This is a genomic window from Maribacter sp. ACAM166, from assembly GCF_005771495.1.
GTDB lineage: Bacteria > Bacteroidota > Bacteroidia > Flavobacteriales > Flavobacteriaceae > Maribacter.
Genome location: NZ_VAUW01000073.1, coordinates 1 through 7,696 on the forward strand (window position 1 = coordinate 1; position 7,696 = coordinate 7,696).

The 7,696-nt window shown below is 34.8% G+C and carries 10 protein-coding genes; 1 reads left to right on the forward strand and 9 read right to left on the reverse strand.

The window, feature by feature from the left end:
* The 9 genes from ES765_RS21095 to ES765_RS21135 all read right to left on the reverse strand — a co-directional run.
* Window positions 1–242, reverse strand: a 242-nt coding sequence (locus ES765_RS21095) for an iron-sulfur cluster assembly protein (RefSeq protein WP_138116463.1), incomplete at its 3' end; no start/stop codon positions are given.
* 4 nt (window positions 243–246) lie between these two features.
* Window positions 247–675, reverse strand: a complete 429-nt coding sequence (locus tag ES765_RS21100; protein WP_138116465.1) for a SufE family protein — start codon at window positions 673–675, stop codon at window positions 247–249.
* Window positions 672–1,913, reverse strand: a complete 1,242-nt coding sequence (locus ES765_RS21105; protein WP_171017399.1) for a cysteine desulfurase — start codon at window positions 1,911–1,913, stop codon at window positions 672–674. Before ES765_RS21105 ends, ES765_RS21100 begins: the two co-directional genes overlap by 4 nt.
* 5 nt (window positions 1,914–1,918) lie before the next feature.
* A complete protein-coding gene (gene sufD, locus ES765_RS21110) occupies window positions 1,919–3,220 on the reverse strand; it encodes a Fe-S cluster assembly protein SufD (protein WP_138116467.1) in 1,302 nt (433 codons plus the stop codon).
* A gap of 17 nt (window positions 3,221–3,237) precedes the next feature.
* Entirely contained in the window at window positions 3,238–3,990 is a 753-nt protein-coding gene (gene sufC, locus ES765_RS21115) for a Fe-S cluster assembly ATPase SufC (RefSeq protein WP_138116469.1), read from the reverse strand.
* A 24-nt stretch (window positions 3,991–4,014) separates the two neighbouring features.
* The gene (sufB, locus tag ES765_RS21120; RefSeq protein WP_138116470.1) at window positions 4,015–5,463 is read right to left on the reverse strand and encodes a Fe-S cluster assembly protein SufB; all 1,449 of its coding nucleotides are present in this window, start codon (window positions 5,461–5,463) and stop codon (window positions 4,015–4,017) included.
* A gap of 156 nt (window positions 5,464–5,619) precedes the next feature.
* Window positions 5,620–5,970, reverse strand: coding sequence for a 4Fe-4S binding protein (locus ES765_RS21125; RefSeq protein ID WP_138116471.1), 351 nt, complete (start codon window positions 5,968–5,970; stop codon window positions 5,620–5,622).
* 93 nt (window positions 5,971–6,063) lie between these two features.
* Window positions 6,064–6,390: a HesB/IscA family protein gene (locus tag ES765_RS21130; protein ID WP_138116473.1), complete on the reverse strand. Its 327-nt coding sequence runs from the start codon at window positions 6,388–6,390 to the stop codon at window positions 6,064–6,066.
* A gap of 43 nt (window positions 6,391–6,433) precedes the next feature.
* Window positions 6,434–6,898, reverse strand: a complete 465-nt coding sequence (locus ES765_RS21135; RefSeq protein ID WP_138116475.1) for an RrF2 family transcriptional regulator — start codon at window positions 6,896–6,898, stop codon at window positions 6,434–6,436.
* A 594-nt stretch (window positions 6,899–7,492) separates the two neighbouring features.
* Between ES765_RS21135 and ES765_RS21140 the strand changes: the two genes are divergently transcribed.
* A partial coding sequence (locus tag ES765_RS21140) for a hypothetical protein (RefSeq protein ID WP_138116477.1) occupies window positions 7,493–7,696 on the forward strand: 204 nt, incomplete at its 3' end.

Genomic DNA, 7,696 nt, shown 5'->3' on the forward strand with positions numbered 1-7,696 from the left:
TCTTTAACCTGATCAAGTGACTTTACTTTTTCATTGACTTCTTGAGGTAATGATTCGGCTACGGGACAATTAGGAGACGTTAGAGTCATTAATATTTTAACCTCGCAATCTTCATTTACAAACACATCGTAAATCAAACCAAGTTCGTAAATATCAACAGGAATTTCTGGATCATAAATTGTTTTTAAAACGCGAACAATTTGTTCGCCTAGTTTTTCAATATCTATAGTTTGTTCAGACATAATTTTAAGAATTTTGCGATAAATTTAAAGCAATCGCATACATTTTAATTTGTTTAATCATACTCACTAAACCATTTGCTCTAGTTGGTGATAAGTGTTCTTTTAAGCCAATATCATCTATAAATATTAAATCAGCTTGCATGATTTCTTCTGGAGTTTGACCAGAAAATACACGAATTAGAATTGCTACAATTCCTTTCGTTATAATTGCATCGCTGTCGGCTGTAAAAACAACTTTTTCGTCATACAATTCTGAGTGTAACCAAACTCTGCTCTGACAGCCCTTTATTAATCTGTCATCGGTTTTGTGTTGCTTGTCAATCAATGGTAAATGTTTCCCCAAATCAATCAGGTGCTCATACTTACCTTCCCAGTCGTCACCGAATAACTCAAACTCTTCTATTAATTCATTTTCAATTTCTGCTATTCTCATCTTAACATTTTAATTGCTTTCTGTATTCCATTGACCAGCACATCAATTTCTTCTTTAGTATTGTAAAACACTAATGAAACACGTATGGTACCAGGTAAGCCAAAATGTTCCATCAACGGTTGTGTGCAATGGTGCCCTGTTCGCACAGCAATACCTTGTTTGTCTAATATCGTTCCAACATCCAATGGATGAACTTCTTCAATTACAAAAGAAATAACACTTGCTTTTTCTTTTGCTGTGCCTATAATTCTTAATCCTTCAATAGCCAAAAGTTTTAAAGTGGCATATTCCAAGAGTTCGTGTTCATAAGCACCAATATTTTCTAAGCCAATTTCATTTACATAATCAATTGCTGCTGCTAATCCAATACCGCCTCCAATATGCGGAGTTCCTGCTTCAAATTTTAAAGGCAGATCGGCATATTCTGTTTTTTCAAACGTAACCGTTTTTATGATGCCGCCTCCCACTTTATACGGTGGTATTTTATTCAACCATTTTTCTTTTCCATACAGTATTCCAACACCTGTTGGCCCAAATACTTTATGCCCGCTAAAGCAATAAAAATCTGCATCTAAGGCCTGTATATCTACTTTCATGTGAGGCACTGCCTGAGCTCCATCAATCAAGACCGGAATGCTTTTTTCGTGTGCAAGCGCAATAATTTCCTTTACCGGATTTATAGTACCAAGTGTATTTGAAACATGTGTAACAGCTACTATTCTTGTTTTGCTACACAGTAGTTTTTTGTATTCATCAATACGTAATTCTCCATTTTCATTGATTGGAATTACTTTTAATACCGCGCCCTTTTCCTCACAAAGCACTTGCCAGGGAACTATATTGCTGTGATGCTCCATTTCGCTAATGATGATTTCATCACTAGCATTTATGTATTTTTTTCCAAATGAGTTTGCTACTAAGTTGATACTTTCGGTAGTGCCACTTGTAAAAATAATTTCATGCGACACGGCTGCATTCAAATGTTTTTGAATAGTAGCACGGGCATTCTCATACGCAATTGTTATCTCTTGACTCAATTGATGTACACCACGGTGTATATTAGCATTTTGCGATTGATAATAATTGCTAATGGCATCAATTACCTGTTTAGGCTTTTGTGCTGTTGCCCCACTATCCAAATACACTAGGGGTTTGCCATTTGCTTTTTTGGAAAGTATAGGGAAATCCTGTCGGAGTTTTTGACTATTGAAAATATTATTTTTTGTGATTGTTTCCATTTTTATTATTCAAATGTTTTGGAAATTTTTTCTTCAACATATTCGCGTAAAGCTTCAATTTTTATAGTATTTACAACTTCCGAAGCAAACGCGTGCATCAATAATTTTTTAGCATTTATTATACCTATCCCACGTGCACGCAGGTAAAATATTTTTGCTTCATCCAACTTACCTGTTGTTGACCCGTGCGAACATTTTACATCATCGGCATAAATTTCTAATTGCGGTTTTGTATTAATTGTTCCAGCCTCACTCAATAAAATATTTTTGTTTGATTGAAATGCATTTGTTTTTTGCGCATCTTCTCTAACAAATATTTTTCCATTAAAGGTTGCTATTGACTTCCCATCAATAATACCTTTGTAAAGCTCGTTGCTATTACAATTTGGTTTGCGGTGATCTACAACAGTGTGGTTGTCTACCACTTGATTTTTGGCAGTTAAATACAATCCATTCAAATGCGATTCAATGTGTTCATCATCTAACACTACCGTTAAATTATTACGAACCAACGAACCACTCAACGTAAAGGTATGGGTAGAAAATACGCTTTGTTTTTGTTGAATTACTTGTGTGGTATTCACTAAATAACCCAACTCTTTTTCGTCCTGAATTTTATAATGATCAACAATCGCGTGCTTATCGACTACAATTTCTGTTAATGCGTTACTAAATATTTTTGCAGTAGAATCCATCGTTTCGAACGATTCGATAATTTTTGCTTGTGCATTTTCATCAATAACGATTAAATTTCGCGGATGAATAATGGTGTTTTTGAATGCTGTTGAAATGTGAATGATGTGTATCGGTTTTTCAATTATTGCGTTTTTTGCAATATGAATAAACACACCGTCTTTAGTCATAGCGGTATTTAATGCAATGAATGGATCCGTTTTTACATCCGCATATTGCGCATAATGTTTTTCAAAAACAGGTGAATTGCTTTTTTCCGCATCCACTAAACTACATATTGTTAACCCTTCTGGAAGGTTCTGCAAGTTTGATAATCCTTCAACAAAAATACCGTTCTCGATAACTACAACATAGGCATCTTTTAAAAATTTCAGGGGCTCAATTTGCGCATCACTACAGTTTTTATTTGTCGAGAAATCAAATTCCCCTTTCAGCATCAAATCCACACGGATATATTTATACGCTTCGTGCTTTCGTGTTGGAATGCCTTGTTTGTAAAAGCTTTCCATAGCCTGATCACGAAGTTGTGTATTGCCAAATAAAAATAACTTGGAGGTCTCAAATTCAAAAATCAATTTATCTTTTATTGTACTGGTCTTAATAACTGTTTCCATTTTGTTTGTCAAATAAATTATGCTTCAACTTCTTCTTTAATAAAATCATATCCCTTTTCTTCCAGCTCTAATGCCAATTCTTTTAATCCTGATTTTACAATTTTTCCGTTGTGTAATATGTGAACAAAATCGGGTATAATATAATCCAACAACCGTTGATAATGTGTGATAATAATGGTGGCGTTTTCTTTCGACTTTAATTTATTTACTCCGTTGGCAACAATGCGCAACGCATCAATATCAAGCCCACTATCGGTTTCATCTAGTATGGAAAGTTTTGGTTCCAGCATTGCCATCTGAAATATCTCATTACGTTTTTTTTCACCACCACTAAAGCCTTCATTTATAGAGCGACTGACGAGTGCTCTGTCTATCTCAACCAACTTTTGTTTTTCTTTCAGCATCATTAAAAAATCTTTTGCTTTCATAGGGTCTAAACCTTTGTAAGCACGAATTTCGCCAATAGCTGTTTTTAAAAAATTAATATTACTTACTCCTGGAATTTCAATAGGATACTGAAACGCAAGAAACACCCCTTCTCTGGCTCTGTCTTCCGCCTCTAGTTCTAACAGATTTTCGCCGTTATAGATTATTTCGCCTTCTGTAACGTCATATTCCGAACGCCCTGCAAGAACCGCTGCCAATGTGCTTTTTCCCGAACCATTAGGCCCCATAATAGCATGTACTTCTCCAACTTTTATTTCTAAATTAATTCCTTTCAGAATTTCTTTTCCGTCAATTGACGCATGTAAATTTTTTATTGATAACATTTTTTGAATTTTAATTGTTTACTTCTATCCTACTGAGCCTTCTAGGGAAACTTCCAACAGTTTTTGTGCTTCAACAGCAAATTCCATTGGCAACTGACTTAATACGTCTTTGCAATAGCCGTTTACAATTAAACCAATAGCTTTTTCATTATCAATACCTCGTTGTTTGCAATAAAACAGCTGGTCTTCACCAATTTTTGAAGTTGTTGCTTCGTGTTCTACAACGGCAGTGTTGTTTTTTATTTCGATGTATGGAAATGTATGTGCACCGCATTTATCACCCATTAATAAACTATCACATTGCGAAAAATTACGGGCATTTTCTGCGCCTTTTGCAATACGCACTAGCCCTCTATAACTGTTGTTGCTAAAGCCAGCCGAAATCCCTTTTGATATGATCGTACTTTTAGTGTTTTTCCCGATATGTATCATTTTTGTTCCTGTATCTGCTTGCTGATAGTTATTTGTAATTGCAACAGAATAGAATTCACCTATCGAATTGTCACCCTTTAAAATGACCGACGGATATTTCCAAGTAATTGCAGAACCTGTTTCTACCTGTGTCCAAGAAATTTTAGAATTTTCTTCGATACAAATACCCCGTTTGGTAACAAAATTAAAAATACCTCCTTTACCCTCTTTATCCCCTGGATACCAGTTTTGCACGGTGCTGTATTTTATTTGCGCATTTTTATGCGCTACAAGCTCTACAACGGCTGCGTGCAATTGATTTTCATCGCGCATTGGTGCTGTACAACCCTCAAGGTAGCTCACATACGAATCTTCATCGGCAATAATTAAGGTTCTTTCAAATTGACCAGTACCTGCCGCTTCTATTCTGAAATACGTTGAAAGTTCCATCGGACATCGAACTCCTTTTGGAATATAACAAAACGAGCCATCGGTGAAAACAGCAGAGTTCAGTGCCGCATAAAAATTATCGGTATATGGAACAACAGAACTCATGTATTTTTTTACTAATTCCGGATGTTCTTGAATTGCTTCCCCAAACGAACAAAAAATAATTCCTTTTTCAGCTAACGTTTCTTTAAATGTTGTTTTTACAGAAACGCTGTCCACAATAACATCCATTGCTACTCTACTTTCTACCCCTGAAAGGCGTTCTTGTTCTAAGATTGAAATCCCAAGTTTTTGAAATGTTTTTAACAATTCAGGATCCACTTCGTCTAGACTCTTTAATACTTTTTTTGGTTTTGGAGCTGAGTAATAAATGATGTCCTGAAAGTCTGGTTTCTGATAAGAAACATGAGCCCAGTCTGGCTCATCCATTGTTAACCAATGACGGAATGCCTCTAATCGATACACTAACATCCATTTTGGTTCATTTTTTTTGGCAGAAATAAAACGAATAATATCTTCATTCAATCCTTTCGGTGCGTTGTCAGCATCAATATCAGTAACAAAACCGTATTTGTATTCCGTGCTGATTTTTTCTTCTATAACCTCGTTCATACTATTTAAGTTTTACTATGTGTTATTCATTGATAAATCCAAATTCCAATAATCACCTGGATTAATTTATTATACTTATTATTCATTCAATACAAATCCAATACATATTGACAAACTCAATGCAGCGTATTGAACTATTTTCATACTATATTGGCATTACACTAAATGTAATGTGTCTTTCTTGATAAATAATTCTTCTTCACTTTCGCGCCAGTTATCATCATCTACACAACAGTCTACTGGACAAACGGCGGCACATTGAGGTTCATCATGAAAACCGACACACTCTGTGCATTTATCGGCTACGATATAATAAACTTCGTCTGATATAGGCTCTTGCGGTTCATTTGCATCGGCAGTTAATCTGCTTTTTGAGGTAAACATTCCTTTTATTGATGTTCCATCAGAAAAACGCCATTCATCTCCCCCTTCGTATATAGCATTGTTAGGACATTCTGGTTCACAAGCGCCACAATTAATGCATTCATCTGTAATTATAATTGCCATTTTTTCTTTTTTTCTATTGATGTAAGAGCATCCAGAATGGAACATTTTCTAAAAAACATCTAAACGCTTTTAACTTTCCAACTTTAAACTGTCTTACACGCCAAACGATTCTCCACATCCACAAGTTCTACTTGCATTTGGATTGACAAATACAAAGCCTTTTCCGTTTAATCCTCCCACATAATCCAGCTCTGTACCTATTAAATACAAAAAGCTTTTTTTGTCAACGGCAATCTTTATTCCTTTGTCTTCAAAAATCTTATCGGTTTCTATAATAACATTATCGAACACGAGTTTGTAGGTAAGACCTGAACAACCACCACCATCAACACCTACACGAATAAATGTTCCTTCGGGGCTGTTTTCGTTTGCTATTAAACTTAACGCATGTTGTTTTGCGTTTTCTGAAACTGTTATCATTTTGTTTAGGTATTAGATTATTGATAATCTGTTTTTATTCTTTTTAATTGGCATTTTCTTCAAGGAAACCTTGAAAAGTAAACGTAGCTTCCTTTTCGCTATTCGATAAATCTGCCAGTGTTACCTTATCTAATAGCTTGTCAATAGTAGATTGAACCATTGACCAAAGTGAACGAATAGAACAATCAATAGAATTAGTACAAAGTTTTAGTACTCCCACATGATTGGCACAAAAGTCTTCATCAAACAAACGTCCACCTAAAGCTTTCAAAACATCGTTCACTGTAATATCGGCAGCAGGCCTGGCAAGTATATACCCTCCAACATGTCCTTTGGTACTGTTAATCAATCCCTCTATACGAAGTATTCGGGTTAATTTAGAAACATTGGGTTTCGACAATCCTTCCGCTTCACTGAGCTGAGGAATGCTTAATCCAGACTGATCCTTACATTTTGCAATCCGTACCAATATTCTTAAGCCGTACTCGTCCTGTGCTGTTATTTTCATTGTTTAAAAGTTTTAAGTTTAATAGATTTCATGGTGATTAAAATAGGCCTGCTAGACAAATATAAATACTATTTTTTACTTTATACTAAAAAGTATAGATTAATTTATACATAAAAGTATATAAACATTGTTCAAAATAATTTTTACTGCTCCAGTTTCAAAAAACAGATAAACTATACCAGTACGTCCCTAAATGTTGACAATACATCTCTTATTAGATTACGACCAAAAAGGAAAGGCTGTTTTCAATCGGGAGATTTACTAAATATTATTCCACCAAGTGATACCTATGCTAGACAATATTCAATCGCAAAAGTAGATGGTGATATTTTGTTAAGTATTAAATGGCATCGGAAAGGGATTTGCTTAACCTAACACTACACCTTAAAAGACGGTGATACCATTTCGACCGGCATTGAAAAAAAAGTAAAATTTCATTTTCCAAAGAAAGCTCCATCGCTATGGCTTATTGTTAATGGAACTAGAATTGCTCTTTATTTAGGAATGCTAAATGAAAATAATAAAACACCTTTGTAATTAACTTGGGGAGGAGGTCAACAGGGTTAAATTACAACTTAACTTCCTGCCCTAATTTTGGGGGGAAGAATAGAAACTTCTTTTGATTGTTATAATGAAGTTTTAGAAAGTACAGTTTTAGGAAAGGAAATAGAATCATTTCAAATAGCATTATCTCAGACCAAAGAGAAAAGGTATGTACAAGATGTTTTATTGAAGCAACAAACCGAAGTGGCTAAAACACTTAAAAACGGTGGTGTTTTTATGTTATGTGGCTCTATG

What these genes read in the sequence shown, in the direction of transcription:
- ES765_RS21100 (WP_138116465.1), bottom strand. Translation starts at nt 675, where the DNA reads ATGAGAATAGCAGAAATTGAAAATGAATTAATAGAAGAGTTTGAGTTA.
- ES765_RS21105 (WP_171017399.1), bottom strand. Translation starts at nt 1,913, where the DNA reads ATGGAAACAATCACAAAAAATAATATTTTCAATAGTCAAAAACTCCGA.
- ES765_RS21130 (WP_138116473.1), bottom strand. Translation starts at nt 6,390, where the DNA reads ATGATAACAGTTTCAGAAAACGCAAAACAACATGCGTTAAGTTTAATA.
- sufC (WP_138116469.1), bottom strand. Translation starts at nt 3,990, where the DNA reads ATGTTATCAATAAAAAATTTACATGCGTCAATTGACGGAAAAGAAATT.
- ES765_RS21135 (WP_138116475.1), bottom strand. Translation starts at nt 6,898, where the DNA reads ATGAAAATAACAGCACAGGACGAGTACGGCTTAAGAATATTGGTACGG.
- sufD (WP_138116467.1), bottom strand. Translation starts at nt 3,220, where the DNA reads ATGGAAACAGTTATTAAGACCAGTACAATAAAAGATAAATTGATTTTT.
- sufB (WP_138116470.1), bottom strand. Translation starts at nt 5,463, where the DNA reads ATGAACGAGGTTATAGAAGAAAAAATCAGCACGGAATACAAATACGGT.
- ES765_RS21125 (WP_138116471.1), bottom strand. Translation starts at nt 5,970, where the DNA reads ATGGCAATTATAATTACAGATGAATGCATTAATTGTGGCGCTTGTGAA.